The organism is Flavobacterium sp. ACAM 123, from assembly GCF_000264055.1.
Lineage (GTDB): Bacteria > Bacteroidota > Bacteroidia > Flavobacteriales > Flavobacteriaceae > Flavobacterium.
On the sequence record NZ_AJXL01000032.1, the window covers coordinates 1 to 24,701 of the forward strand.

The window sequence follows — 24,701 nt, forward strand, 5'->3', positions numbered from 1 at the left end:
TTATATTTATCGGATATATTAATATTCATTCGCTTAATGGCTTCTAGATCTCCAACCCATGTCAATACTTTGGAATCAGTCAGATCCTTTTTTATTAATAATATATGTAGAAAACTATTGAGTGAACTTAAGAACATAGTTAAATTAACTTCTGAATATGGAAAATAGCCTGTTTGACAAGAACCTTCTTTTAATAAAAAACTTTGACCTTTTTCTATAATATGGTAGGGGTAATTTTCAATTAACTCCATAGCTTTCTCAAATTATTTGGTCTAATATAAATTAATTGACCACTCGCTAAATATGGTTCAACCCACATAATAATTATTGGTCTGTCTGAATCTATAGATATTAAATTTTTGTAAGTAAATAATTTTTCAATCCTTGTTACACCAAGTATAATGAATCTTACATCATACTTTTCAAGTGATAAATTATTGTTTTTTAATATTTCACAAACATCTTTCTCACTGGTCTGTACTTCTGTAAAGGGATTTTTTAGAATTAAAATATATTGTTCAGAAATTTTAGTTTTAAATCTTGAAATAAAATTGAAACCAAAATTATTTCTAAACACATTTTCTACTTTCAAAATATCAGGATCTATTAGATAATACTCAGATATAGGATATTTAGTCAAAAAGTGTAATAGATTTGAACCTACGCTTCCTAAACCTACAATTGCCACAGATAAATCTCTGTCGATTTCAATGCCTGAAGTTCTGACATCTAATCTCTTTGGAGAAATATTTGCAAAACTTATTTTTTTTACATTTTCTTTTCTAGATATCGAAGATTGTAAATATTGCCAATTTTTAAGGCCTCTACAACCTTTAACGCTTTTATCTAAAAGTGGATATAACCAACCATATAACTCGTTATATTTGGTTTTAAAAATAACAATAAAATCGCTCTGGGATAATTTATTAACCTTCCTTTTAAAATCATCTTGATTTCTGATGTAATTTATAGACTCATTATAGTTAATCTTAAAGGGAGGATTTACATTCTCATATTCTGAAATGAAAACTTCTATTTTTTTAAACTTGATATTTCTTATTTTAAGATACTTTTCTAATTGCTCAAAAAGATCTTCTAGGTTATATACTAAGTATTGAAATTGACCGAAATTATTTAAAAATTTCACTGCTTTTATATTATCGAAATTAATAAAGTCAATTAAGCATAAACCAATGTCCTGTAATACATTTTTTTCATCGTAATTAATATTCCAGTACGCAGAGAATTCTCTTTTAAACTCTTCTTGACAATAAACTGTATCATCTTTATCTCGAAGTATCGATTTCGCTTTGCTAATTAAGTCAAGAGTAATTGTCGGCAAGTCATTTATTCTAAAGGAGTAATTTTCACTTTCATCCACAATGCAAATGCTAAAATCATCATTTACATGTGGTATGAATTTAATATCGTCATAACATCGTTCATCAATAAATATTTTAGGCAAATAAACTGACATCGGTTCTTTAAAAGCAACATATAATTGAATTATCCTTAAACCGTGATTTAAGGATAATTCTGTTTCAACAGAAATAACTTGATGATATTTTTTTAATGATTTATTACCTTCAATTTCTTTTGTTAATAGAATTTGAGCATTTTCTGTTTTTTGAATTATCTTTATTATTTCATCTATCGTCATTAGGCAGATTTATTATCGAAACTTACTTGATCAGGACTAGAGTACACTCTAGCTGAAGAATTTGACTTTTCTTCCTTTATCAATGAACACGGAAAACGATCGCCTAAATGCTTTTGCCATTTAGCACACGCATCTTTTTTAGATTCCAATTCAATAGCTTGTTCTGCAGACTTTATAAAAGAATCTAAAGCACTCAAAAAATTATTTTTGGTAGTTTCAGCAGAATATTTATCTAAAAGATTTTCATTTTTATCAACTGTTGGTCTATAACATTCATAGCTGACATAATTAAATTTTGTCTCGTCTATATTTGATTGTATTTTTTTTAAAGTTTCTAATAATGATTTATCATCACGACTATTTTCAACATAATGATTTGAAGCAAGAATTGTAAAAATCATTCCACTTGGAAATATTAATTTAGAATTGTCATTTTGCTTTTTATCTGACCAAGCTTTTAAATATCTAACAATTCGTTTCAATTGTGATTTTCCTTTGGCTTGATCATCAAACCATTTTTTAAACGCATACGGATCACTTAGTATCCATCCTTTAGATAGATGAGCTATTTCAGGAGTTTCATCATCTAATGTATTTTCATTGTCAGATTTTTCTATTTTATAATAAATAGGTAAATCAACATGATAATCACTTTTGTAAATTACGCGGATACATGTGTTTTTATCTAAAGATTCAGAACTTGTTCTGTTTTTAACTGCTTCATAAATCCAGTTATGGGCCATTTGAACAGAAGGTTTATCTTCTTTTTTTCCGAAAATATATACCCCATCATCTACATCATATTCTTTCGATATAGGTTGAATTGTAGTATTCATCATAAAAGAACCTTGTCCTTTAAAACTAACTGTATGTTTCTCTCGTTTTTCTTCGAAGTATTTTACAATATCAGTTCTAATTGAATTTCTAGAGGTTCTCAAAGTTTCTTTTTTCTTTGATGATAATTTTATTATATCATCAAATTCTGTAAAAGTAGAATGTAAATCAGCCATTTGTAATATATGTTTTAAGAGTTGTAAAATAATATTCTATTTCTTTAGTTTTTTCAAAAACTAATGCCTGGTCATCAGCTTTTATTTTCATCAATTGGAAAGCCTCTTTATTAGCTACATCAAGCTGAATTAAGCTTTCTTGTTCTTTGGAAATATTAGCAGATGGAATTCTCATATAATCAATTTCAATATCAGCAATCTCTTTTACTTTGGTCATGAAAAAATCAGAAAAATATGCTTGGCCATTCATTGATGTTTCAAATAAATCAGCTCCCCAATCTTTAAATGATCTTTCATTTTTTAAACCAGTAGGTTTTCCACCAGTAACACTTAAACTACTTAAAGATAAAATGCTAATTTTGTTGTATTTTTTACCTTTTCCGACAAAACAATTTAATGCTTCTAATAATCCTACTAAAGTCGGATTATTTGCCCAAACACCTCCATCAACAAATTGTTCATTATTATAGTATGGTATTTCTGCCATAGGAAAATATGTTGGTGCAGCTGATGTTGCCAAGGCTATATCTGCCATTTTCGCATTATTATCTCTAGATAAATCACCTTCTCTATGATCGTATTTAAAAACTTTTGGCTTTGCTTCCGTAATTGAATAACTTGGAATACAAAGTAAATTATTGGAATCGCCAATTTTTTTCTCTCCAAAAATTTCTTCTAACGATTCTCTTAAACCTTGATTAGAATATTTTCCACCAAATGCTATTTGCTTCCAAAAGCCTTTATTTATTTTTCCAAAAAAAGGTACATTAATATCTTTATGCTTAGGAAATATGACTTCTCCTTTTGCTTCATAAAACTTACAAATATCTTTAGCTGGAATTTTGCATGACAAAGCTAAAGCTATCAAGCCTCCAGTTGACGTTCCGCAAATCATATCGAAATGATCAGAAGTTCTACAATTATATTTTTTTTCAAATTTTTCAAGAATTCTTGCAGAATAAAGACCTTTAATTCCACCTCCATCTATTGATAAAATTTTAAAAGTTTGTACTTTATCCATGTAATACTTTTATTAATTTTCTTTTTACATTATGGCTAATCTTCAATTATTATCAGGTAACAAATTGAAAATGTTATAAAATAACAATTACAATTAAACTTCCTCTCCCTGCAACGCCTCTCCCTGCAACGCCTCTCTCAATAACTGCTGCAACAACATTTCATTATGCCCTTGACTTTGCTTTATCCTTCGCTCTAGACCCTCACAAGTGATAATTAACTCTTCATATTTATCTTGGACCTCTATTGGTATTAATGGAATTGGAGTTTCTTTTATTGTAGATATCTTTAATGTTACATTTGCTGCTCCTTTCATTTTTTCAACGAAAAATAATTCTTTAAATGAATCCAAATAATTAAATATAAATTTCATATTAAAATATTCTGGAAATAACGGCATTATACAAGCTAAAATATTGCCCACTGCAAACTCACCTTCTTGATAATGTATCCTTTTTAACGAAGCATGGCCATGACCTGTTGATGAAACTAACGGAACAATTACTCCTTTGCCCTTAAAATGGACTTCATTATGGGATAACCTATTTTCACTCGTTACAACTAAAGGGATTTTACCTGAAATGGCTTTTTGAATTCCTATTAAACCTTTTTCAACACTAAACAATTCCCCCAACCTACACCAAGCACGCGGTTCAGGAATTTCAAAGGGAATTTCTTCCTCGGAAATTGGTGCTAAAGGTTTTTCTTTTTTGATTTTTTTATCAGCAATGAGTTGGGCTTTTTCGGCTTTAATTTTTTCAAGGAGTTGTTGTCCTGGTTGGCTAAAGCCAATTGGATTGCTATCATTTGGAATGGGTTTCAACCCATTCCAAATGATTTCGTTTGCGGAAAAAGTTGTGTTATCATTCAATAAATAGCCTCCTGCTTTAGCTGGAGGAATAGTAATATTTGTGTTTTCGGCTTTAGCCAAAAGTTTCCCTTGTATAGCTTCACGCAAAAATGATTGACGGAGTTGTTTTATGAGGTCGAGTTGGTGGGTGAGTTCTGAAGTTAATTCTCCTTTTTTATCACTAAGAAAGTTTAATTGCTTTAAAATTTCTTTTTGAGCTTCAATACTTGGTAATTCAATTTCATAATTAAAGAACCTATCTTTTTGCAATCTTATTCTTTGTGTTGTACCATCACTGCTTTGTTTACAGATATAATCAAAAAAGTTGTAGTGGTTATATATAAAAAAAAGTCTTTACTGATTTTGGTTTCGTCAGGTTCAATACACCAAAAGTCATTTGTAATTACTGCACCATCTAAATCTTCTGGAATAATTCCAAAAGCACCATTTCTAGCATCAATTCCAGATAACACGAAATCACCACTTTTAACTAAAGACATTGGAGATTTAATTGTAGAGCCTTTCACAATACTTCTAGGTATTACACCTTTATGGTAAAGTTTTATAGTAACCAGCTTGTATTCTTTTTCTGAATCTATTTTTTCAGGAGTTCTTTTTCTTTTAAGAATATCGCCCAATACATATTTCTTCCAACTCATTATTTCACCGCTTGTTTTAATTGGTTTAACAGCTCATTACTTTTTTCGAAAGAAGTATGCAGCATTTCCATCAACTCGGCACTGTTGTATTCGTGCGCTTCCTCGGCTTTAGTTGGGTTTTTTATGTCCAAATCGTAATTACGATCTTTGATCGTTTGTATGTCTACTTTCCAAGCAATATCGCTTTCCTCACGGTTGTTCCACCATTTTTTAATCGGGTTGAATTCCTTCGCTTGAATGGGTTTGGTTTTGTTGTAGGCTTTTTGTCCATCGGGTAAGCGGTGTTCGTAATACCAAACTTCTTTGGTAGGCGTTCCTTTGGTAAAAAACAATAAATTGGTAGCCACTGTTGCATACGGTTGAAAAACAGAGTTAGGCAAACGTATAATGGTGTGTAAATTACAATCTTCTAATAGTTTCTGGCGTACTCGTTGTTTTACACCATCGCCTGTAAGCGAACCATCAGGCAAAACGATTCCTGCACGACCGCCTTGTTTCAATAAATGAATCATCATAATCAGGAACAAATCGGCACTTTCTTTGGTTCTAAAGTTCTGCGGAAAGTTGGTTTCGTTATTATTGGCTACAATACCTCCAAAAGGTGGGTTTGCCAAGATAGCGTTGACACGGTGTTTTTCGGTAAAATTAGAAAGTGGTTGGTCTAGCGCATCCCCAAAACGAATGTTAGGCACTTCCATATCGTGCAAAATCAAATTGGTCGTGGCTAACAAATACGGTAAAGGTTTGTATTCCCAACCCATTACATTATCGGCTATGCTTTTGCGTTCTTCTACGCTGTTGGCTCGCTTTTTTAAATGTTCAATCGCACAAGTTAAATAACCACCCGTTCCACAAGCCGGATCCAAAATTTTTTCGCCTAATTGTGGGTCAATCATTTCGGTAATAAAACTCGTAATGGCTCGAGGAGTGTAGAACTCCCCACTTTTACCTGCACTTTGCAATCCTTTTAGAATGGCTTCGTATAATTCGCCAAAAGCATGACGGTCTTTGGCAATGTTAAAATCTATTTCGTTGAGTTTATTCAATACCTTACGAATGTTGATGCCGCTTTTCATGTAATTATTATTCCCTTCAAAAACCTCACGTACAATCAACGCACGACGGTTGCCCGCGCTTACATCTATGTTACGCAAAGCAGGAAAGAGTTGGCGATCTACAAATTCTAGTAATTCATCGCCAGTCATGCCTTCATCATCGCCTGCCCAATTGCTTTTTTCTTTAATCCAATGAAATAGATCGGGAATGGGTGATGTATAATTATCATCCATCAATTCGAGTTCTTTGTCTTTATCTGAAAATATTTTAAGAAAGAGCATCCAACCGAGTTGTTCTATGCGTTGGGCATCACCGTTTAGTCCAGTGTCTTGCCACATTATTGTTTGTATGGATTTTAGTATTCCTGAAATGTTGCTCATTTTTAGTATTTAATTTTGCTTAATATATTTTCAATTCTAGCTGCAAAAACTTCAATATCAACATCAAAGAAATTTACGTCTTCATCAATAATATAATATCCATGATGACTTTCTGTTTTTTTTAAATTTTGAAAATTCTTTTATCAGTTGCAAATCATCTAATGTTTCATATATTCCTTTATTATTTTTTTTCCGAACCCATAAAACTGATGATACCTTATTTAAATGGAAAGCTGTATCCAATGATATTACTACATCTCCAAAAGTAAAATCATTTACAATGTCTGTCTTTTGGTATAACCACATATTTCGATTATCACGACTTGGCGGTAAAAGTTTCATTACTTTTCCTACCAAGCTAATCAAGCTATTATTTAGTTTGTTTTTTTCTGAGTAAAGTTCTTCAATAATATCATTATTGTTTATTAAAAATTTAAAATATTCTTTATCGATTGATTCCATATAAGTAAGGTTTTCAATAGATTTAATAAAATCTATCAGGAAAGTTGTGTATTGATTGTTTGCGTTTACAAAATAATAGCCCAAGGATTGCTTCAATTTGCTGAAAAAAGAATCATAGGTTACATTTACGAATGAACTTGATCTGATATCTTCTTTTTTTAATGACAATACAATAAAAACATTTTTTTCTTTGTATTCGTATTTATCTAAAACAGATTTTTCATATAAATTTAAATCATTTGACAGCCAATGATAAATCTTGTTTTCAATAGTAATTACTAAATCGTTACATTCAATTACTAAATCTATTCGTTTATTCTCATTTGCATAAAATTCTCTATAAATGTTTTTCGTGTCAAGATTAAATTTTGCTGAGATTGACTCATCAACACAATCTAATAGGGACTTTAAAAGCAAATCTTTGAACTTATGATTCTGAGAAGTATCAAAGAAAAAACTTAATATATTACTGCACACATTTTCAAAATGAGGTTGCCCAGATATTTCTAAATAAGTTGGCAATACTATTTCTTTTTTTGGGAGTTTACTGAAGTTTTCTAATAAGTCGCCATATTGTTGGATTTTGTTCATTTTATGTAATTCTACTTTTTCTTTTTACTGCATTTTTTAATTTTCCAAATTGTTCTTCGTCAAATTCATTCATAATTTTAAATGGATCTGGTTCTACGGCTATCCATTTACCTTTTTCATATTCAAAAGTGTAATTCAATCTTTCCTCAAAATTGGAAGAATGGTTGTTAATTACGATTTCTAATAGGTCTTTGGGCTTCAGTTGTAAAGGAACATCAAAAGCGTCGGGTTCATTAACCCTCGCTAATAATGTTGACTTGTTTAATTCAAAATTGAGATCGATCATTGACGTTGGCATCATTGGAGATCCCATGCAAAAGACCTTTTTATTATTATTGAATTGATACAATATCCAATAGTGTTTCAGTTTTTCAACATCACCAGTGGCACAAGTACAAAATTTGATTTTATCAGAAACTTTACACATAGCTAAACTTTTCTATACAATTCGGTTTCTAAATCTCTAATGGCTTCTAGATACTGTTCTTTGTCTCCAAAACGGCTAATGATTTCTGTGGGTGATCCAAATACATCAAAAGGTCGAACTCTTAAAACATTAATATTCTCAATATTTTCGACGCCTTCATCAGCGTATTTATCCAATAAAGTTTCTAATACCTTACGAGCTTGTTCTTCGTATTTGGTAAAGTAATTACGTTTTTTAACATTGTTGGCTCTTTCCTTGCGGGTTAGAGGTTGTTGGTCATAAGCCACATGACAAATCAAATCAAATAAATCTAACTCTCTATCAACAGCGTCGTACAAGGCTTCCACCATCACGCCCTGATCTTGCAATTCTTGAATAATAGCCTGTTTTTTATCTGCTTCATTCCAAGTCAACAAGAAATCATCTAAAGATGCATATTTCCCTTTGATAATTTGTTTAGTATAATCTTTTAAGCTGATCGTAATCGGTTTTCCATTCGAATCAAAATACAACTCTCTGCTTATTAGCACTGAAACATCTACACCGTTAACGTATTGTTTAACTCTTTTTTTATAATCTCCGTCAGAACTTGGTTCTCTTACTTCAGGTTTTTCAATAATAATTTCTTCACCCGTAAGTTCGTCTATGATAGGATCAGGATCTATATATTCTTCATCAATTATAGTTTCTAAATCGGTATCTTCAGTAGTTGGTTTTACAACGATGGGATCACCATCAAAAGCGGGATCGGCAAAATTGTCTGTAGCATTTCTAAAATCCAATATAGTAAAATACAATTTATTGAACTCTTCATTGATGCGAGTTCCACGCCCTACAATTTGCTTGAACTTAGTCATAGAATTGATGTTGGCATCTAACACAATTACTTTACACGTCTGCGCATCAACACCAGTAGTCATCAACTCTGAAGTGGTTGCAATAACAGGATATTTTTCTTCGGGATTAATAAAGTTGTCCAACTCACGTTTTCCTTCCTCATTATCACCTGTAATTTGCATCACGTATTTGTAATTTTCGGCAACCAAATCGGCATTGTGTCTAGCTATGGCATTTCGCATCCTTTCTGCATGATCGATATCCGAGCAGAATATAATGGTTTTCGCAAAACGGTCTAATCCTGTTAGGTATTCAGTAACTTTTTTGGCAATGACATCAGTTCGTTCGTCAATAACTAAAGTCCTATCGAAATCTTTACGATTGTAAATGCGATCTTCAATATCATTACCTTCTTTATCTGTTTTACCCTGTTCTGGACGGTAGCCTTCGGTGTCCACGTTCAAAGCCACACGAATGACTTTGTAAGGAGCTAAAAAGCCATCATCAATCCCTTGTTTGAGCGTATAAGTGTAAACAGCTTCACCAAAATACTCCGTGTTGCTAGTTTCCTTTGTTTCTTTTGGTGTGGCGGTTAAACCAATATGAGTCGCTTGGTTGAAATACGTTAGAATTTCTCTCCAAGCACTATCTTCTTTTGAGCTTCCTCTGTGGCACTCATCAATAACAATTAAATCAAAGAAATCAGGAGAGAAATCTTTATATGCATCTTCAATCCCTGGTTCGTTATTGGTTAGACCTTGGTACAAGCCCAAGAATACTTCATACGCTTTATCCGAAGTATCAATTCCTCGTTTTTGATTGCTTATTAATTCTTCCTTGCCATTACTATGACTAATGACTTTCTTTTTGATAACGGTCATTTTGTCTTTGAAATGCTTAAAATCTCCCTTTCGAGTTTGGTCTATTAAAGCCGTTCTATCTGCAAGGAACAAAATTCTTTTTTTGGCTCTTGATTTCCACAATCGGAAAATTATCTGAAATGCGGTATAGGTTTTCCCAGTACCCGTAGCCATAACTAAAATGATTCTGTTTTGCCCATTTGCAATAGCTTCAACCGTACGATTGATCGCAATTTGTTGGTAATACCTCGGTTTTCTGCCTGAACCGTCTGAAAAGTATTTTTGTAAAGCTATTGTTTCCCCTATCGGCGTTACAATACCTTTGTATTTTTTGTATTTCTCCCATATTAATTCAGGAGAAGGAAATTCGTCTAAGGATAGTTCTGTTTCGATACTTGAGTCAGAAGCTGTTCGATCATGGAATAAAAAACCATCACCATTACTGCTGAAAACACAAGGAATGTCAAGAATCGTCGCATAACCTAAAGCCTGTTGTATTCCAGAACGTATAGCATGTTTATTGTCTTTAGCTTCAATGACTGCAACAGGATTGTCTTGGTAATACAGAATGTAATCTGCACGTTTGCGCTCCCCACGAGATGTCAATTTACCTCTTACGTAGATTTTACCATCCGTAAAAAATACTTCTTCCAATATTTGCTTTTGTACGTCCCAACCTGCGCTTACCAAAGCAGGTGTGATAAACTTGGTACAGATGTCTCTTTCTGATAAATTCTTTTTATTCATTTTTACAAATATGTAGGAAATTCACTTTGCTAAGATATTGAAAAAATAAAGTTTATGAGTACGGTAAGACGTAAAGAAGTTAATTTTTTGATTTTTTACAGTTATTGTTTTCAAATAACAATATGAAATAAGTGGGCGACTATACTTACACCGGTATCTTAAAACAATTCTCACTACTGCATTGTATTTGGATTAATGTAAAAAACGGTGTGTTTTTTATTGAATGTGTGACTTACTAACCTGCAAGTAAATACCGCTATTCTTGCCTCAAATAACTCCAAATACTTTTCCTTAAGTTCAACAGATAGAATAGAAACTTCAATTTCCAGTTTCTTATTACCAATTAATTTTATATTTCACGCTTCGCCCTTCTCCTTCTCTAGTAAAAGCTCCGATTTCGAATAACAGTTGTAAATCTCTTGTTGCTGTTGCTTTTGATGTTTTGGTTAGGCCAATGTATTTTTTGGCAGTCATACCACCTTCAAAACTATGTTTCCCTTTTTCGGTCATTTTTTGAATCACTTTCAGTTGACGATCATTCAATTTATTTTTAAAACGATTAAAGTAAATTGCTTTTTCAATGACATAAAGGACTGTTTCTTTAACTTCTTTTTGAGCTTCTATCAAAATGGTAAAAAAGTAACGCAACCAGTTATTGACATCTTGTGTCCTTTGTGCGTGTTTTAGCGCTTCGTAATATTCTTTTTTATCTTCTTCAATTTTTTTTGAAATACTAATCATTACAGGCTTTTCTAGAGTTTCTGCCAATGATTTCTCTGCCAATGCCCTACCAATTCTACCATTTCCGTCTTCAAATGGGTGCAAGGTTTCAAAATACAAATGCACTAAAGCCGAGCGTAGCATTGCTCTTCCAATTTGTCCAATTTCGTGGTATGGAAAATTTTGATACCACTTTTCAAATTCGATTAAGAGTTTAGGAAAGTTTTTTGATGGAGGTGCTTCAAAATGGATTTCGATTTTTCCAGCTCGACCCGATATAATTTGCATAGTATTAGTACTGCTTCTCCACTCTCCTTCCTTTACCGTTTTATCGACCTTCATCAACGTTTGATGCCATGCTTTCAGCATTTGCAAGGTTAATGGAGTTTGGTAGTCATTTCTCACTTGCAGCATCAATTCTGATATTGCATTTGCTCTTTTATCTTTTGAGATACTTGTATTATCAGAAATGCCCAATTGTTTTTGTAAAGAGGACATTACATCTTCTCTACTAAAATACTCACCCTCAATTTCAGAAGTTTTTAGTGCTTCAGCAATAATTATTTGCAGAATTATTTCCTTTTTGTTGATTTCTGATACATTAACAAACAAGCCATTTACTTCACCCAACTGGACGGCAAATTCTTGAAAGTAACTACTAAATTCATCGATTTTAAAATGAAAATTTGGGAATTCGTTATGTTGCCAGAAGTACTCCATGAGCCGTTTATTATTTTTAATCGGCTCAAATATACAAAAATAATGAGCTGATTAAGTATTTTAATTGGCTCATTATTCTACTATACTCAAAGATATCATGAATCTCCTTTGCTTGAATAAGTGTATTTGAAAAACTAAAGCACTCTACTTGCACTAGAAAAGGACTATCGATTAAGTCTGTTTTTTTAACTTTAATTAGTGTTTTTTGATTCGCACCACTAGCCATTTTGGATGGTATGTAAATACATTATTGCATTTTTTAACCGTATAAAATTTGCGCTAAACCAAATTTGATCATTAAAATTAGATTATCTAAACTAGCTTTTAGAGCTTCAAAAAAATTCAAATAAAAATACAAAATAAGTACTTTTCTTACAGCAAAAAAATTTATTTTAAAACGTAAAAAAACAGCAAAAAAAGGCTTATTTTTGATCATGCTAATTTCCGTAGAGCAATATAGCATGCCTAAAAAACCTTGTACCTCGTTTGTACCTCTAAACGCTAGAGCCCGCCAATACTGGTAAACTAAATTCCTGTATTGGGAAGTAGTTTTTTAGTACTCAGTCGTAGATTTTTATGTAATTCAAATAATAATTATTAGACTGCCACTTCAGGCTATTCATTCCAAATCTCGGCGGTAATCGCTCAAGAAATATAAACCAGAAACAAGCTTAGTACGGTCGCTGTTTCTGGTTTTGTTCTTACGGACTATCTCTTGCGGCCTTTTCAATGTAAGGCGGAAGAGCACGCATCATCATCTCGTTTGTTCGATGATAATAATTATTGTGTCATTAGTTAAGTGGTCGCCTTTTTATTAATCGCAAATATTTTTCGCAGTCAAATGATTACGAAGTACAAACTACCTCAAAGTAATAAAAAGAATGAGCATCTGCTTTTTACAAGTATGGACTGCTGTCTTTGGTAGATTTTACTCAGTAAAAATAATAGTGGACCTGTATCTTATTTCTGACGTATCTTCATTTCTTTAATTACAATCAAATCTTTCAATTTGTAAGTCTACATTATTTTTGTGAATGTTAAGCTTTCTTGGGTTTTTCTGTGCAAAGGAAGAAATTAATTGCATGATGTAGTGGTTCGTTTTATAAGGTGTAATATATTCTTTTATTTCGGATAAGTCATTAATGGCTATATCAGAATCAATATAACCCATGCCGCTAAAGTGTCCATTTTCAACCCAAATATAGCTATTTTCGTCGTTGGTTCTGCCTTTATCAATTATAGCAAAACTTGGCCTACTATTTAAATAAAAATCGATTGCTGCTTGAATCTGATCATTGTGGAAATCACTATCTGGTAAATTTTCGCTACTCGTTTGCAATGGAGTCTCTCCGTCTGTAACACTGCCATATTTACAAAACCTTTGATCAATATTAAACTGTTTAGCGAGTTCCTGCAATAAATTTATTCCGTCGTAGATGGAATTAAAAGTTTCAATGCAACCTTGATTTTTTGCTAATTTTCCAATTGCCATGTAACGATATCCGTTTCTAGCTTCATATTCAAATAATCCGTACTTTGGCTCAAATCGTTTTAGTGCTTTGTTATATTTTGGCCACAATTCTTTTATTTCAGTACATTCAAGCACTAATGCCATTAATTCGGTACCACATACCTCAAAAGTAATAGCGTGTATGTCTCGCAAGAAATTTTGTCTTTGCGCTGTAATTTTATGACCTGTAAAGTGTGATGCGACCCGTTTTTTTAAATTAACTGCCTTACCAATATAAATTACTTTATTGTGCTCATCATAAAAATAATACACACCTGGTTTTTCTGGTAGTAATTCAAAATCCTCTCGAGGAAGATTGGGTGGCAATCGTTGATCCTGAGATGTTTTTTTGATCATAACATCCATTTCTTTTTCAGTATCCCATGCTAATAACCGAGTAAACAGGATCGCAGTGGCGTCAGCATCACCCCCAGCACGGTGGCGGTTATCTAATTCTATCCCTAGAGAATCACAAAGTCTCCCAAGACTATAAGAGTCCATTCCTGGTTTTATTTTTCTGGCAGCTCTTACGGTACATAATTTTTTAGCAGTCCATTTGAGACCCGCTCTTTCTAATTCGTGACGAACGAAAGAATAATCAAAATTTACATTGTGAGCCACAAAGACACGGTCAGAAAGTAATTCAAAAACTTTATCTGAAATAGTATCAAATGCAGGAGCCTGCCTAACCATTTCATTTGTAATTCCAGTCAATGCAAAAATAGCTGTAGGAATCTCTTTTTGGGGATTCACTAATGTTTCCCAGCGGTCAATGACTTTTGTTCCATCGTGTATTATTATAGCTATTTCGGTAATTCGGCTGTGACTAGCATTGCCACCGGTGGTTTCAATATCTACTATGGCGTATTCCAAATTTTTCATTATTTATGTATTATGTATAGAATTCAGTGTTGTTTCTTATCGGATGAACAAAACCAAATGATTATTTTAATTCTTAATAAATTATTACTGTCAATTTCACGAACATCCACCAACAATATTAAGTAGATACTAACTTAATAATACTGCTAAATTCTCTCTTCAATTTCATCAGGTGCTTCCGAAGGTCGACCTTCATACTTCACATAATGTCTTCTACAAATAATAAGAATCAGCTACCTTTTCCTGTGATTGTTCATGTTTAACTGTCATCGCTCTACTACTGTTTGAAAACAAAGACAGCGCAATGTTGTTACAATTTATAACAACAAAGGTAATAAAAAATGTTATGACCTATACTACATAAGATGTCTAAAATGAGAAAACAAATGCTATTTTAAAAATAAATTTTTGACTTCATTTGGCAACTAGTGACAATCAAAACTATGTAAAGAACAGTTCCAATATTTGTTTTCCATACTAAATTAGAAACTTTTTAACCTTATCATCATTCTTTTCCCAAACATGATTGTTACTAGTCCTACTCATCTATATTAATTTCACTACCGTATGCAATATCAAAAGAATCCCTGTCTTTGATAGCGCTAATTTCTATAAAGTACCATAGCTAGTTTTGAAAAAGTCGTTCCTTTTTTATTCCTACATACTTCATAGCCGCAACTGCTGGCTATACTAATTCCCGTATTAAAAAATTAAATTCGGTGGCTGATTTGTCGATTCAGCTTAATTATAAAAAATAACAGCTTAAATTTTTATAATAAAATTTGCTGCTTGAACGTAAAACAAACCATAATTGCAAGTAATGCTAAAACCAAAAAAATTTAATATTGAGATATTTTTAACATAATATTACTAGGCCATCATTAGCAAAATCCTATTTTTGTGTTTTTAATTTAACACAAAACAAATGAAAGAATTAGTAGCAAAGATTAACGCTGAGTTTGAAGCATTTACTGCAGAAACAGAATCTTTAATTGACAAAGGAGTAAAAGCTGCTGGAGCAAGAGCGCGTAAGTCAACTTTAGAAATGGAAAAATTATTAAAGGAATTTAGAAAACTTTCTATCGAAGAGTCTAAAAAATAATTACCCTTTATACAAATCTCCTTTATTTATTTTAGGTCTTTTGTCTTTTATTCGATTGAGTCGTATTCAAGCGGAATTTGCTTTGAAAATAGCTGTATGGTAATAGTCACGAGGCTGCCATTTCAGGCTATTAACTACAAGTCCGCAGGAATCGCCCTGAAAACATAAACCCAAAACGAGCTTCCCCCGGTCGCTATTTTGGGTTTTGTTTTATCTGGGCTTCTTCCCTCGCGGGCTTTCCGCTACTATCCTGGATAGAAAGAGGCATAATTAACCAGTCTTTTTATTCCATCATAATTGTTGTTATTTTAATAAATCAATTGTCCTATCTTGGATTAATCGAAACGGGTAAAGCATTTTTAGCCACTCTGTAACTCGCCTTGATTTCTTTTTCTCTCCCCATGGCGTCACCTATCATTTGGAAATGTCCATAATAAATCATTTTTTACAAAATATATTTGGACGAAAAGCAAATTGGCGGTTTTTTCTCCATGTGTTCCGTAATTCTTTGAGGTAAGTTTGATGTTAATCCGGTATACAACAGAGTATATTATTTGTTAGTTATGATGTCAAAAATATTGTTTTTATTTAGTTCCTATTTTGTTATTATTATTATTATTATTATTATTATTGTTGTTGCTAAGGAAGAAGCAAGCTGTCACAGCCAGTTTGTCAACTCAACTTGCCTCTCCGTGCTAAGTAATTGCCTTTTTCCGTCGCAATAACTCCGTTTGTTGCTATCATCGAGACAGCTGAAGCAATCAGATCCTGCCGCTCAAATTTGTTAGTTCAACCGTTGTGCTCGCATTAGTGTGAAATGGCATACATCGAACTGCGATTTCTTACCGTTCCAATCTTTTTTAACTCTTGTCGATTAAGGCACTACGCTTTATTTTTAATAGTAAAGTCTGAAATCGAGCTGTTTACAGAGGTTGTAATGTTTCTCATGTAATTCCTCCACGATGTGGATCACGTTGTCCTCGTCTTGACATAAACTAAAAAAAGCTTTATCTAAGTTAATGCTACTTACCGTATGGTCTGACATTCCATAACCAGAGAGCGCGCGTGCTCCAGTGACATCTATAAAGTATTGCGCTTCTTCCACGTCTAAGTCCAGTTCCTTTATATTGGCAAAATGCACTATTTTTCCGGTCAGTTTCCCTTCAAAAAGCTCAGCCATTTCCTCTAAACTGTAGTAATAATCATTGACGCAAATAGAATTTCCTCCACCTGGCATAACGAGGTAGATGACCTCATAATCCTTAAAATTATGGTCGTCATAGCGCAAGGCATTCAAACCATCTTCTAATCCTTCAATGGCATCGCAGGTTCTGTAAATACTAGTTAGACCATGTTCAAAGGCGATCTGCCCCAGATTTTGGAATACTTCGGTATTATTGTATGCTTCTGCATCGGGGACTGCTTCGAGACAGAAAATAAATTTATCGTTATCCATGAAAATTTGTTTATTTAGCTGCTGTAGTACAAACAACTGTTTTTATTGGGACAAAAGCTTCGTAACAAATATACTTCAAGTAGCGGCAACCAAACGCCAGCTTTCTCATTACGCGCTGCGGATTCTAAAATCTCGTTATGGAAGGCCGTTCCTATTGTGCTACAAAATTACTAAGAATGAAATTCATTGTCAGCATCAAACAACCAATAGTTATTAACCGAAAGCCATAGTCTCTTTTATAAGCACAAAAACAACTTCGACTAAAAATAATACGAGAAGCGTTACAACCTATTATTTAGCTAGACATCCAAGTGTTCCACCCTGACTTTTAGTCCTTTTAAGACAGTAATGAAACGCTCATACAGCACCGCTATTCTTTAGTGATCAGTCCGCCGGATTCCAGCATTACCTTGGTCAAGTCCATGAAGGAAGCCTAAGCGAAAGAAATAGGCTATTTTCACAGCAAAAAAATATCCTGGTACACATTGTTATTCACGAATTCATAGCTACAGAAATCGAACTTGAAGAAACGAAGGAGTAGCATGTTAGCATCTGCATCACCTTGCGCTCAATCGAAGTGTCTTTCGAAAACTATAAGAGATAGCCCAAAGAAGCTTTTTTAATGGCCCCGGAAACGCCTTCCAAATGCCGAATGCAGTAAATTATTCGCACACTATACTCATTCCCTTCAAGTGGAGCTCTCTTTTCAAAATAGCGTAGCTCGAATCTAAGCCCGTCGCCGCCAAGAACCAAAAAAAATAATGTCGGCCGACCTTTAGTTTCCTTGCATAAACAGGCCTTTCATTTTGACAGCATTGCGATGCGTCGTTTGAGTCCAAAAATAAACCCGTCTGAGATAATAGATCGTTTTGAATTTAATAACGCTTCTAATGCCCCTTTGTGCCCTACTTGTTCTTGCATCACTTTCCTATGCTATACTAATACCTTTTTAACGTCTTATTCCTTTACTATAAAAGTGAGGAGTTAATTGCGTCCTAAAAATAATTAAGTCACTATTAAACAACATATTAAAAAAAATAGCAGTAGAAAATTCTTCTATTATTGTTATTAGTATTCCAGAAAATACGTAACTTTAATTTATGAAAAAACATTTTAATATTATTATTGCTGGAGCCGGAGGGATCGCTGAAGCGGCTGGATTGATTCTTATGGAATGGAGCGTCGTTATTCCTACCCTTTTTATTGGGGACAGAAACTACTTAAAAGCGAAGAAAGTAGCTACTTGGATTGAAGAGGGAACAACCAAACCCTGTTCCGTCGAACCGTTTCTACTCGCCGAAGAGGGATTGACCAAAGAAATGATGGCCATCTTCCGCAAGGGAGATATCATCCTGGACTGCCTACCGGGCAGTCAGGCGCCAAGAATCGCCGAATTTGCAAAAGATTTTGAACTGCATTATGTCAACCTGACGGAATACGTTGCCGAAACGGAGAAAATAAAGGGTTTAGCAAAAGATGCCTCGACCGGTTTTATATTACAAGCTGGGCTAGCACCCGGTTATATTGACTTACTCGCAAACGGGCTTTTTCAACAATTTTGTACTGATTTTAAAGTGGACAGCGTTACTAAGTTGGAATTAAGAGTGGGAGCACTTGGAAAACATGCCATGGCGCCACATTATTATGGTTTTACTTGGAGTCCCGTGGGTGTTGCAACAGAGTACCTGAAGGACACTATAGTGCTTAGAGATTACGTTAAAACCACGATACCCTCATTATCAGAAAGAGCAACTATTATCATAGACGGCACAACCTATGAAGAAGACCTTACTTCAGGTGGCGCCGCTGATTTGCCGGATGCCTTATCAGGAAGAGTACGCTCGCTGGATTACAAAACTTTGCGGTTTCCAGGGCATTATGCTTGGATAGAAAAGCAACTTTCTGAGTTAAAAAGGTCAGCAAACACTGTTGCAGCCCTACAGCGAAAAATGCAAGCCGAGATACCGCACATAGACGAGGACCAGATTATTTTATATGCTGCCGTGGAAGGAAAAGACATAGAGGGGGTTTTGCGAAAAAGGGAAGTTTCCAAGCGTATCTTTCCCCAAAAAGTAGGGAATCATAAATTGAGAGCCATACAATCCACTACCGCCGCACCCTTAGTTCAAGCCGCACAACTATTACTCGAAAATCCAATCAAAGGAGTACTGCTTCAAAGCCAGATTAATTCTGAGAAGTTTCTTAACGGGAGCTATGTCGTGCGAGTCTACGGCGAAACGAAAACTAATTAAACGAAGCAAAAAAAGGCTTAGCTATTACGCCAAACTTTTTAAGTACATTATTATTTATTAGTATAAGATCAATCACATTTAAGCCATCCTGTAATACTCATTCGGGTATTTTGGGTGACTAAAACCTCATGAACCAATTCATCACTTTTAAAGAAAACAGTTTTTCCTTGTGTAGGCGAAATTTTCTGGTTCTTGTTTTCTTGGTGAATCATTAATTCTCCGCCGTCTGCAGGTTGCCAATCACTATTTAAATAACTAATCATCGAATATTTTCGGCTGGGGTTATTCTTAAATTGATCCAAATGTTGGAGGTAAAAATCTCCCTTTTCATACAAAGAGTAATGAAATTCATAGTCCGTAATACCTGTAAAACAGCTCTCATTTAAATAGCTGATAAAAGCTTCAATTTGGACAAAAAAAGCGTTTTCAAATTCATTATTGTGCTTTTTATCCAGCCAATATATGGAATCGCTACGCACAGCGGTATCATAGGCAATTACTTCTGAATTCCCAGTTCCTGCGACAATTAGTAAATTTTTTTGGTTTAAGGCGAGTAAATTTTGCTTTAAGCTATTGGCCAAGTCATTGCTTAAAAAATTTTCAGAGATACCAACTTTATCCTCAATATAGGAGGCAATTAAAGCTTCAAAGCTATTTTCCATTTTATTCCATTGGCCGAAAGTGATGCCAACGAGCCAAGGTACTATATATTGTCGGCCGTTTTACAAAAAGACAAAAAATAGCGCTTAAATAATTTTAAGCGCTATTGAAATAATAATAATAATCGTTTTTGGGTCTAATTATAAAAAACTAATCACACCCCCTGAATTAATACAGTTCAGGTATTACAATTTACTGATGTAACTCCCATACATATCCTTGAACTGATAGCCATCAGTTATTCTGTCTTTGCTCAGTTTATTATATTCAACCATCGCCCATAAAATAAATTCTTTCATGAAAAATTTGTCTTCCTTTTCTAATTGGGGTTGGTATTTCTTAACTAATATTTCCAAAGGAACTATAGATCCTAGAATTCTTTCGTATTCCTCCTCTGTAGCGTCATCCAATAATTCAAAACCGCTTTCGGCAAAGAACCATTCGATCAAATCCGTATAGGCTGTTTTTTCATCTGGTTTTTCTAATTTTTCAATTTTAGGAAAATAGCCTGGGAAGAAAGTGTGAATTGCAGATCCAATCAGGTTTTGAGCTACATATGCCGCTCCCTCTTGCTCTCCTTCATAAACCAATTCCACTTTACCTGTAATGGAAGGTATAATTCCCATAAAATCAGACAAACGTAACGTAGTTTTATCAACACCAGCTCTTAGAGCACGACGCTCTGCCGTACTTAATAAATTTTCATAAGCGGTGATGCTCATACGGGCACTCACCCCACTTTTATTGTCTATGAACTCGCTTTCTCTTGCTTCAAAACTAATTTGTTCCAATAAGTCTTTAGCCAAAGAAGGAACATGAACCATGTCGCTCTGAATACCGTCTAGCTTAGCTTCTTGCTCCGTAATAGTACGGGCAATTTTTACCGTTTCAGGATAGTGAGTCAATATTTGGGATCCGATTCTGTCTTTCAACGGAGTCACGATATTCCCACGATTGGTATAATCTTCTGGATTTGCGGTGAACACGAACTGAAGGTCTAATGGCATTCTCAATTTGAAACCTCTAATTTGAATATCGCCTTCCTGCAAAATATTAAATAAAGCCACTTGGATTCTCGCTTGTAAATCAGGTAATTCGTTGATCACAAAAATACAACGATTGGCACGTGGAATCATCCCAAAATGAATCACGCGGTCATCAGCGTAGGATAACTTTAAATTAGCTGCTTTTATAGGATCGATATCCCCTATTAAATCGGCAACTGTTACATCTGGAGTGGCTAATTTCTCAAAGAAACGATCTTTTCTATGGAGCCATGAGATAGCGGTAGCATCTCCGTTTAGCGCAATTAAATCTTTAGCATACCGCGAAATCGGATTTAGCGGGTCGTCATTGATCTCTGATCCTGTAACAAAAGGAATATATTCATCTAATAAATCAACCATTTTGCGCGCAAGCCTTGTTTTGGCCTGACCACGAAGTCCTAATAAATTGATGTTATGACGCGATAATATGGCACGTTCTAGTTCTGGTATTACCGTATTCTCAAAACCGTGGACCCCTTCAAAAGCGGGTTCTCCTGATTTTATTTTGGCTCTTAAATTAGTGCGCAACTCCTCTTTAATACTGTTGCTTTTATATCCTGATGCCTTTAACTCGCCTAATGTATTTATGTTTTCTATTTTCATCTTTTTTTGTTTAACCTTAAATTGCGCTACGTTCTACGCGAAGCTTACTAAATCTTTTTTGGAATTATTTTTTTCGAACTATTTAGCAATTCATATTCATTTAAATAATTTTGTAAATATCTTAATGGTTCTATTCTTCACTCTTTAGTCTATTCTCTTTATACTAAATATACTTATTTAATTTTCTTTTTACGATTCGTTTCATAATCTTCAAAAATCATTTCGCCCAGTCCTTTCAGTCCGGTGTAAAAGGCTTTGCCTTGATTGGCTTCCGTAAATTTATTTACAAATTGCTGAAGATACGGATCGTTTGCAATCATAAACGTTGTGATGGGAATATGCAATTTTCGGGCTTGTTGTGCCTGGCTGTAACATTTGTCAACAATATATTCGTCAAGTCCATTACTATTCATATAGTAGCTACCGTCTTTTTCGCGAACACAACTTGGCTTACCATCAGTAATCATAAAAATCTGTTTATTGGTATTCCTTTTTCTTCGCAGTAAATCCATCGCCAGTTGCAGCCCCGCTACCGTATTAGTGTGAAAAGGTCCCACTTTCAAGTACGGTAAGTCTTTGATAGCTATCGTCCAAGCATCATTTCCAAAAACCAAAATATCCAACGTGTCTTTTGGATAACGCGTGGTAATTAGCTCTGCCAACGCCATCGCTACTTTTTTTGCAGGCGTAATACGATCTTCACCATACAATATCATACTGTGGCTAATATCAATCATTAGTACAGTACTCATTTGAGATTTGTATTGGGTATCCTCGACAACCAAATCATTCTCGGTGAGCATAAAGTCTTCCACTCCATTATTGATTTGGGCATTACGTAAACTCTCCGTTAGAGAAATTCGTTCCAAGCCGTCTCCAAAATGGAACTCTCTAAATTCTCCCGTATGCTCATCGCCACTACCAGAATGTTTTGTTTTGTGGTTCCCGCTGCCAGAGCGTTTCAAATTTCCAAAAATCTGGTCTAAAGCCTGCTGCCTGATAGCACGTTCTGTTTTTGCTGTTATTCCAATACCTGCGGATCCATCCTCTTTTAGTTCGTCTTTAATGTATCCTTTTTTCTTCAAGTCTTCGATAAAATCATCGATAGTGTAGTGTTCATCGGTGAGTTTATATTCTTTGTCCAATTCACGCAACCAATCGATCGCTTCATCAAAATCCCCTGAGGTGTGCGTGATTAATTCTTTGAAAATTCCAAAGAGTTTATCAAACGGAGATTGATTAGGCGCCTCATATTGCTTGAAGTAGAAACCCTTTTTTTTATCATTTTCCATAGCCCATAAAATTACGTCATTTTAAAGCACTGTCTCGGCAAACGTTTAATAATTTTTAGTTAAAAAAGAGTTTGATGTCACATTCTCAGCTATTCTGTTTATTTTAAAATAATTAATTTTAATTTTACCGTTTTAAAAAAATTAAAAATGGAAGCACTAGAACACTGGGGACTATTTTTGTCCAATCAGGTCGATAAAAATACTTTTATAGAGACCATTCTTTATGGCAAGTCTTCCACAGAATTAAGTACTCTTAATACTAAAAACGGAATCCTTTTTTCGGATATAGCGATTGATAATTTTATTAAAAAAGAATACCAATATGACACCGCTGAAGCATCATTCGATACCTCCAGAAAACTAAGAACTTTTTCATCTGGCGAAAGAAAAAAAATTTATTTAGATTATTGTATTAACCAAGGGACAGAATATATCATTGTTGACAATCCACTAGACCATTTAGATCAAGAATCTAAGAAAAAAGATTATAATTACTTTACAACAATTAGCCAAAAAAACGCAATTGATCTTTATAGTAAGCCGTCAAATTGATTTATTGCCTTTCAAAGTAAGAAAAGCACAAATTAAAGACAATTCATTTGTACTACACCAAATGAAACCAAAATTTGAAAAACATAAATTTGAAACAGGTAGTATTCCTGCTCCGTTTGAGCCACTTATTTGCACTGCAGGTAACTTAGTACAAATGAAAGACCTTTGTGTAAGCTTTCATGGAAAACCCATTTTAGAGACTATTAATTGGACTATTAAAAAAGGAGAGTTTTGGCATCTGTTAGGACCTAATGGATCTGGTAAAAGCACCTTACTCTCCTTAATAACTGGAGACAATACAAAAGGTTACGGCCAAGATCTTTATCTCTTTGGTATTAAAAAAGGCAGTGGAGAAAATATCTGGGATATAAAAAAGAAGATTGGCTACTTTTCGACAGCTGTAACTGATTTATTTCAAAAAAATGACAGCGTAGAGCAAATGGTTTTATCCGGTTTTTTTGACACTATTGGCTTATACACACAACCCACCATCTCACAAAAGAAAATAGTTTCTCAATGGCTAGAATTACTTCACTTAGACCACCTTAAAAATACGCCTTTTAAAATGCTTTCCACAGGACAACAAAGACTTGCGCTCATTGTGCGTGCCATATTAAAACACCCCCCATTATTAATTTTAGACGAAGCTGTCGAAGGATTAGATGATGAAAATACTGCTATGGTTGCGCGCTTAATCACGCTTTTATCTCAACAAACTAACATGGCAATTCTATACGTTTCTCACAGAATTGAACCCAACATTACTCCTGCTGCTATTTATGAATTAACTCCTACTACAAAAGGCTCGATAGGAACAATTAAAAAACTAGATAGTGTGTAACATTTTTTTAAAAAATCAAGGAAAGGGTTATACTTTATGTTCTGAATCTCCTAAAAAATGACATCGACCGAAACATAAACGGTAACGTATTAGGTGTATGCGAGAGAAATTGATTGCAAATAAAATTAAAAGAACATACCCTCCACGTAAAACCAGCTCCCATTCTCAAATTTAAAAGTAGAAAGTTCATGGTGAATTTGATTTTTTCCAAGGACATCTAAGAAATAAGCCTTGAACTCCAACGTTTTGTCAGTGCTCTCCAAAACTTCCAGCTTTTGCCAATAGTTGCTTCTTGACCACTGTAGGATATCCGCTTGAGAGTGGTATTCCCTTTCAGAAGAATGTGTCGTTGCTACCAAATAACCCGCTTCCTGTATAACATATGCCGAATAACGGGAACGCATCAGTAGTTCGACGGTAGGTGCTTTTTTAAATCCTTTAATATAGCCCTCGCAACATTGACTATAATTACTTAGCGAACCACAATAGCATTTTATTGTCGTCAT

21 protein-coding genes are annotated in these 24,701 nt (G+C 34.0%); 4 read left to right on the forward strand and 17 right to left on the reverse strand.

From position 1 onward, the window contains the following. The 12 genes from A3SG_RS22275 to A3SG_RS0107800 all read right to left on the reverse strand — a co-directional run. Positions 1–251: hypothetical protein (locus tag A3SG_RS22275; RefSeq protein ID WP_035663590.1), on the reverse strand; the 251-nt coding region annotated here is incomplete at its 3' end. Then, positions 242–1,660: an E2/UBC family protein gene (locus A3SG_RS0107740; RefSeq protein WP_016989459.1), complete on the reverse strand. Its 1,419-nt coding sequence runs from the start codon at positions 1,658–1,660 to the stop codon at positions 242–244. The genes A3SG_RS0107740 and A3SG_RS22275, both read right to left, overlap by 10 nt. Then, positions 1,660–2,670, reverse strand: coding sequence for a CBASS cGAMP synthase (locus tag A3SG_RS19380; RefSeq protein WP_016989461.1), 1,011 nt, complete (start codon positions 2,668–2,670; stop codon positions 1,660–1,662). The genes A3SG_RS0107740 and A3SG_RS19380 overlap by 1 nt, the downstream gene beginning before the upstream one ends. Further along, positions 2,663–3,691, reverse strand: coding sequence for a CBASS cGAMP-activated phospholipase (locus A3SG_RS0107750; protein WP_016989463.1), 1,029 nt, complete (start codon positions 3,689–3,691; stop codon positions 2,663–2,665). Before A3SG_RS0107750 ends, A3SG_RS19380 begins: the two co-directional genes overlap by 8 nt. Before the next feature lie 93 nt (positions 3,692–3,784). Next, positions 3,785–4,810, reverse strand: a complete 1,026-nt coding sequence (locus A3SG_RS22280; protein WP_016989466.1) for a hypothetical protein — start codon at positions 4,808–4,810, stop codon at positions 3,785–3,787. Positions 4,811–4,812: 2 nt separating this feature from the next. Beyond that, complete coding sequence (locus tag A3SG_RS0107760; protein ID WP_029596676.1) at positions 4,813–5,199, reverse strand: hypothetical protein; 387 nt, start codon at positions 5,197–5,199, stop codon at positions 4,813–4,815. Further along, positions 5,199–6,635, reverse strand: a complete 1,437-nt coding sequence (locus tag A3SG_RS0107765; protein WP_029596677.1) for an N-6 DNA methylase — start codon at positions 6,633–6,635, stop codon at positions 5,199–5,201. Before A3SG_RS0107765 ends, A3SG_RS0107760 begins: the two co-directional genes overlap by 1 nt. Before the next feature lie 84 nt (positions 6,636–6,719). Further along, positions 6,720–7,688: a PD-(D/E)XK nuclease family protein gene (locus A3SG_RS0107770; RefSeq protein ID WP_016989470.1), complete on the reverse strand. Its 969-nt coding sequence runs from the start codon at positions 7,686–7,688 to the stop codon at positions 6,720–6,722. A gap of 1 nt (position 7,689) precedes the next feature. Next, positions 7,690–8,115 carry a hypothetical protein gene (locus tag A3SG_RS0107775; protein ID WP_016989472.1) on the reverse strand — a complete coding sequence of 142 codons (426 nt, stop codon included), beginning with the start codon at positions 8,113–8,115 and terminating at the stop codon, positions 7,690–7,692. Between the two features lie 2 nt (positions 8,116–8,117). Then, positions 8,118–10,559: an EcoAI/FtnUII family type I restriction enzme subunit R gene (gene hsdR, locus A3SG_RS0107780; RefSeq protein WP_016989473.1), complete on the reverse strand. Its 2,442-nt coding sequence runs from the start codon at positions 10,557–10,559 to the stop codon at positions 8,118–8,120. A gap of 336 nt (positions 10,560–10,895) precedes the next feature. Beyond that, positions 10,896–11,999 carry a Fic family protein gene (locus A3SG_RS0107785; RefSeq protein ID WP_016989475.1) on the reverse strand — a complete coding sequence of 368 codons (1,104 nt, stop codon included), beginning with the start codon at positions 11,997–11,999 and terminating at the stop codon, positions 10,896–10,898. Positions 12,000–12,984: 985 nt separating this feature from the next. Next, positions 12,985–14,391 (reverse strand): exonuclease domain-containing protein, encoded by a 1,407-nt coding sequence (locus A3SG_RS0107800; RefSeq protein ID WP_016989478.1) that lies wholly within the window; start codon positions 14,389–14,391, stop codon positions 12,985–12,987. A 925-nt stretch (positions 14,392–15,316) separates the two neighbouring features. Here A3SG_RS0107800 and A3SG_RS0107805 point away from each other — a divergent pair. Then, positions 15,317–15,493 (forward strand): histone H1-like protein Hc1, encoded by a 177-nt coding sequence (locus tag A3SG_RS0107805; protein WP_016989479.1) that lies wholly within the window; start codon positions 15,317–15,319, stop codon positions 15,491–15,493. An 895-nt stretch (positions 15,494–16,388) separates the two neighbouring features. Here the strand turns inward: A3SG_RS0107805 and A3SG_RS0107815 are convergent. Then, on the reverse strand, positions 16,389–16,949 hold the full coding sequence (locus A3SG_RS0107815) for a DUF6642 family protein (RefSeq protein WP_016989481.1): 561 nt from the start codon (positions 16,947–16,949) through the stop codon (positions 16,389–16,391). Between the two features lie 1,100 nt (positions 16,950–18,049). Between A3SG_RS0107815 and A3SG_RS0107820 the strand changes: the two genes are divergently transcribed. Then, on the forward strand, positions 18,050–19,201 hold the full coding sequence (locus A3SG_RS0107820) for a saccharopine dehydrogenase family protein (protein ID WP_016989482.1): 1,152 nt from the start codon (positions 18,050–18,052) through the stop codon (positions 19,199–19,201). Positions 19,202–19,269: 68 nt separating this feature from the next. Here the strand turns inward: A3SG_RS0107820 and A3SG_RS0107825 are convergent, their stop codons facing one another. The 3 genes from A3SG_RS0107825 to A3SG_RS0107835 all read right to left on the reverse strand — a co-directional run bounded on the left by A3SG_RS0107825 (position 19,270) and on the right by A3SG_RS0107835 (position 22,802). Then, positions 19,270–19,863 (reverse strand): 2OG-Fe(II) oxygenase, encoded by a 594-nt coding sequence (locus A3SG_RS0107825; RefSeq protein WP_016989483.1) that lies wholly within the window; start codon positions 19,861–19,863, stop codon positions 19,270–19,272. Between the two features lie 183 nt (positions 19,864–20,046). Beyond that, the gene (locus A3SG_RS0107830; RefSeq protein WP_016989484.1) at positions 20,047–21,510 is read right to left on the reverse strand and encodes an AAA family ATPase; all 1,464 of its coding nucleotides are present in this window, start codon (positions 21,508–21,510) and stop codon (positions 20,047–20,049) included. Between the two features lie 173 nt (positions 21,511–21,683). Further along, on the reverse strand, positions 21,684–22,802 hold the full coding sequence (locus A3SG_RS0107835; RefSeq protein ID WP_016989485.1) for a vWA domain-containing protein: 1,119 nt from the start codon (positions 22,800–22,802) through the stop codon (positions 21,684–21,686). A 147-nt stretch (positions 22,803–22,949) separates the two neighbouring features. Between A3SG_RS0107835 and A3SG_RS22285 the strand changes: the two genes are divergently transcribed. Next, the gene (locus A3SG_RS22285) at positions 22,950–23,354 is read left to right on the forward strand and encodes a hypothetical protein (protein ID WP_232226301.1); all 405 of its coding nucleotides are present in this window, start codon (positions 22,950–22,952) and stop codon (positions 23,352–23,354) included. Continuing rightward, positions 23,326–24,195 (forward strand): ABC transporter ATP-binding protein, encoded by an 870-nt coding sequence (locus A3SG_RS19390; protein ID WP_232226303.1) that lies wholly within the window; start codon positions 23,326–23,328, stop codon positions 24,193–24,195. Before A3SG_RS22285 ends, A3SG_RS19390 begins: the two co-directional genes overlap by 29 nt. Before the next feature lie 125 nt (positions 24,196–24,320). Here the strand turns inward: A3SG_RS19390 and A3SG_RS0107845 are convergent, their stop codons facing one another. Further along, complete coding sequence (locus tag A3SG_RS0107845) at positions 24,321–24,701, reverse strand: YchJ family protein (RefSeq protein ID WP_029596678.1); 381 nt, start codon at positions 24,699–24,701, stop codon at positions 24,321–24,323.

Coding starts and splice junctions, on each gene's coding strand:
- A3SG_RS0107740 (WP_016989459.1), bottom strand. CDS start 1,660: ATGACGATAGATGAAATAATAAAGATAATTCAAAAAACAGAAAATGCT.
- A3SG_RS19380 (WP_016989461.1), bottom strand. CDS start 2,670: ATGGCTGATTTACATTCTACTTTTACAGAATTTGATGATATAATAAAA.
- A3SG_RS0107750 (WP_016989463.1), bottom strand. CDS start 3,691: ATGGATAAAGTACAAACTTTTAAAATTTTATCAATAGATGGAGGTGGA.
- A3SG_RS0107760 (WP_029596676.1), bottom strand. CDS start 5,199: ATGAGTTGGAAGAAATATGTATTGGGCGATATTCTTAAAAGAAAAAGA.
- A3SG_RS0107765 (WP_029596677.1), bottom strand. CDS start 6,635: ATGAGCAACATTTCAGGAATACTAAAATCCATACAAACAATAATGTGG.
- A3SG_RS0107770 (WP_016989470.1), bottom strand. CDS start 7,688: ATGAACAAAATCCAACAATATGGCGACTTATTAGAAAACTTCAGTAAA.
- A3SG_RS0107775 (WP_016989472.1), bottom strand. CDS start 8,115: ATGTGTAAAGTTTCTGATAAAATCAAATTTTGTACTTGTGCCACTGGT.
- hsdR (WP_016989473.1), bottom strand. CDS start 10,559: ATGAATAAAAAGAATTTATCAGAAAGAGACATCTGTACCAAGTTTATC.
- A3SG_RS0107785 (WP_016989475.1), bottom strand. CDS start 11,999: ATGGAGTACTTCTGGCAACATAACGAATTCCCAAATTTTCATTTTAAA.
- A3SG_RS0107800 (WP_016989478.1), bottom strand. CDS start 14,391: ATGAAAAATTTGGAATACGCCATAGTAGATATTGAAACCACCGGTGGC.
- A3SG_RS0107805 (WP_016989479.1), top strand. CDS start 15,317: ATGAAAGAATTAGTAGCAAAGATTAACGCTGAGTTTGAAGCATTTACT.
- A3SG_RS0107815 (WP_016989481.1), bottom strand. CDS start 16,949: ATGGATAACGATAAATTTATTTTCTGTCTCGAAGCAGTCCCCGATGCA.
- A3SG_RS0107820 (WP_016989482.1), top strand. CDS start 18,050: ATGAAAAAACATTTTAATATTATTATTGCTGGAGCCGGAGGGATCGCT.
- A3SG_RS0107825 (WP_016989483.1), bottom strand. CDS start 19,863: ATGGAAAATAGCTTTGAAGCTTTAATTGCCTCCTATATTGAGGATAAA.
- A3SG_RS0107830 (WP_016989484.1), bottom strand. CDS start 21,510: ATGAAAATAGAAAACATAAATACATTAGGCGAGTTAAAGGCATCAGGA.
- A3SG_RS0107835 (WP_016989485.1), bottom strand. CDS start 22,802: ATGGAAAATGATAAAAAAAAGGGTTTCTACTTCAAGCAATATGAGGCG.
- A3SG_RS22285 (WP_232226301.1), top strand. CDS start 22,950: ATGGAAGCACTAGAACACTGGGGACTATTTTTGTCCAATCAGGTCGAT.
- A3SG_RS0107845 (WP_029596678.1), bottom strand. CDS start 24,701: ATGACGACAATAAAATGCTATTGTGGTTCGCTAAGTAATTATAGTCAA.